The following is a 1,648-nucleotide window of genomic DNA, read 5'->3' as shown; positions in this document are numbered from 1 at the left end:
TTGCAAGTTTCTGCCTATTGAAAGAATAAATAATATCCCCCAAATGCTATCTATTTAACATAATGGCGGTTATATGAAATGCAACTAAATTTAGTTGCATTTTTTAATTTCAAGGGACTATACTTAGTCGTAACTGAGTAGGGCTAAAATATGGGTAAAACGGAAAAGTTATTGGAAAAATTTGGAAATTCAAAAAATACGTTTCCATATAAAGATTTAGTCGTTTTACTGAGCCAGCTCGGCTATGAAAAATTTGAAATGGCAGGCTCTCGTGTTCGGTTTTTTAATGAAAAAACTGAACATATGATTTTACTGCATAGACCACACCCTGAAAATGAAATCAAAGGTGGGGCATTGAAAGCTGTAAAACAGGCACTCAAGCAGGAGGGATTTTTATGAGCTATTTAAAGTACAAAGGTTATCTCGGAACAATTGAGCCTGATCTTGAAACAGGTGAGTTATTTGGAAAACTTGCTTTTATTCGTGATCTTATTACCTATGAAGCGGAAACTTTAAAAGCCCTTGAGAAAGCTTTTCAGGAATCTGTAGACGGCTATTTAGAATCATGTGCTGAACTAGGAAAATCTCCTGATCAACCATTCAAAGGCACTTTTAATGTCCGTATTAGCCCTGAATTGCACCGTAAGGCGGTTTTAGCATCAAGTAATTCTCTAAATGCCTTTGTCAGTGAGGCGATTCAAGAAAAGTTAATGCGTTTAGGTGCGTAATTTATTGAAGCCTAGGCTACTACCTAAAAATTGAAAAACTCAGCAAAAATGGGAGCTTAAAGCTCCCATTTTTTTAGTTTCGTGTAAGGTGTATTATGTCAATTTTAGAAGAAATTAAGAATTATCCAATTGAAATTAAAAAAAATATATATTTATAATTAAATGAGCATCCAAGTTAAGAACTAAAATGATAAGAGACGATTTAAAAAAATATCCTAAAGCGATATGGGTACATTTTTACAAAAACCGTATAAGTTTGATGGCAGAGAATGGCATAGCCAAAGCAACTGAAATTCCTAAATCACCTTATGATCACCCAAGAATGATTTTGGCAGATTTTGAAAGCGCTACAACAACATTAAAAGCTTTAATGAGACACCATTCTAACGGTTTATCTTTTTTCAAGTTTACAGCTCCTATTACGATTGTCCAAATAATGGAGCCGATACAAGGTAGTTTAACTAAGATTGAAATACGAGCTTTTAAGGAGTTATTTTTTAATGCTGGTGCAAGAGAAGTAAAGCTATATGACCTTGATGGAAATTCTATTGAAGAATAATTTTATAAGCCCTATTTAACATAATGGCGGTTAAGCCCCTTTTAGAGGCACTGTTGCAAATAGAAATTTGAGTCGATGAAGTTCCCTTTAAAAAGTGCTTAGAGACCGAAAACCCTGTTGATTAGACACACTTCACCCAGAGGCTGACCATAATAAAATGATGAAGCTTGTCCTTTACGCAGTGCACGCATGACTTCAATACCTTTAATTGTGGCATAAGCCGTTTTCATAGATTTGAATCCTAACGTGGCCCTGATGATCCGCTTTAACTTACCATGATCACATTCGATCACGTTATTTTTGTACTTAACCTGCCTGTGCTCAAGGTCTGGTGGACATTTTCCTTCCTGTTTTAACCGTA

4 protein-coding genes are annotated in these 1,648 nt (G+C 35.1%); 3 read left to right on the top strand and 1 reads right to left on the bottom strand.

Annotation, left to right across the window (positions count from 1 at the left end; genetic code table 11):
• Positions 1 to 171 precede the first annotated feature (171 nt).
• The 3 genes from EXE10_RS20880 to EXE10_RS20870 all read left to right on the top strand — a co-directional run bounded on the left by EXE10_RS20880 (position 172) and on the right by EXE10_RS20870 (position 1,287).
• Entirely contained in the window at positions 172 to 399 is a 228-nt protein-coding gene (locus EXE10_RS20880; protein ID WP_228131764.1) for a type II toxin-antitoxin system HicA family toxin, read from the top strand.
• Entirely contained in the window at positions 396 to 728 is a 333-nt protein-coding gene (locus EXE10_RS20875; protein ID WP_005404859.1) for a type II toxin-antitoxin system HicB family antitoxin, read from the top strand. The genes EXE10_RS20880 and EXE10_RS20875 overlap by 4 nt, the downstream gene beginning before the upstream one ends.
• A 187-nt stretch (positions 729 to 915) precedes the next feature.
• Complete coding sequence (locus EXE10_RS20870; protein ID WP_032029059.1) at positions 916 to 1,287, top strand: rod shape-determining protein; 372 nt, start codon at positions 916 to 918, stop codon at positions 1,285 to 1,287.
• Positions 1,288 to 1,385: 98 nt separating this feature from the next.
• Here the strand turns inward: EXE10_RS20870 and EXE10_RS20865 are convergent.
• A partial coding sequence (locus EXE10_RS20865; RefSeq protein ID WP_130114587.1) for a DDE-type integrase/transposase/recombinase occupies positions 1,386 to 1,648 on the bottom strand: 263 nt, incomplete at its 5' end.

It is taken from the genome of Acinetobacter sp. WCHAc060033 (assembly GCF_004209125.1).
Lineage (GTDB): Bacteria > Pseudomonadota > Gammaproteobacteria > Pseudomonadales > Moraxellaceae > Acinetobacter > Acinetobacter wuhouensis.
Note: the sequence above shows the minus strand (reverse complement) of the source record. Positions and strands in the feature narration are given on the sequence as shown.

What these genes read in the sequence shown, in the direction of transcription:
- EXE10_RS20870 (WP_032029059.1), top strand. Translation starts at nt 916, where the DNA reads ATGATAAGAGACGATTTAAAAAAATATCCTAAAGCGATATGGGTACAT.
- EXE10_RS20875 (WP_005404859.1), top strand. Translation starts at nt 396, where the DNA reads ATGAGCTATTTAAAGTACAAAGGTTATCTCGGAACAATTGAGCCTGAT.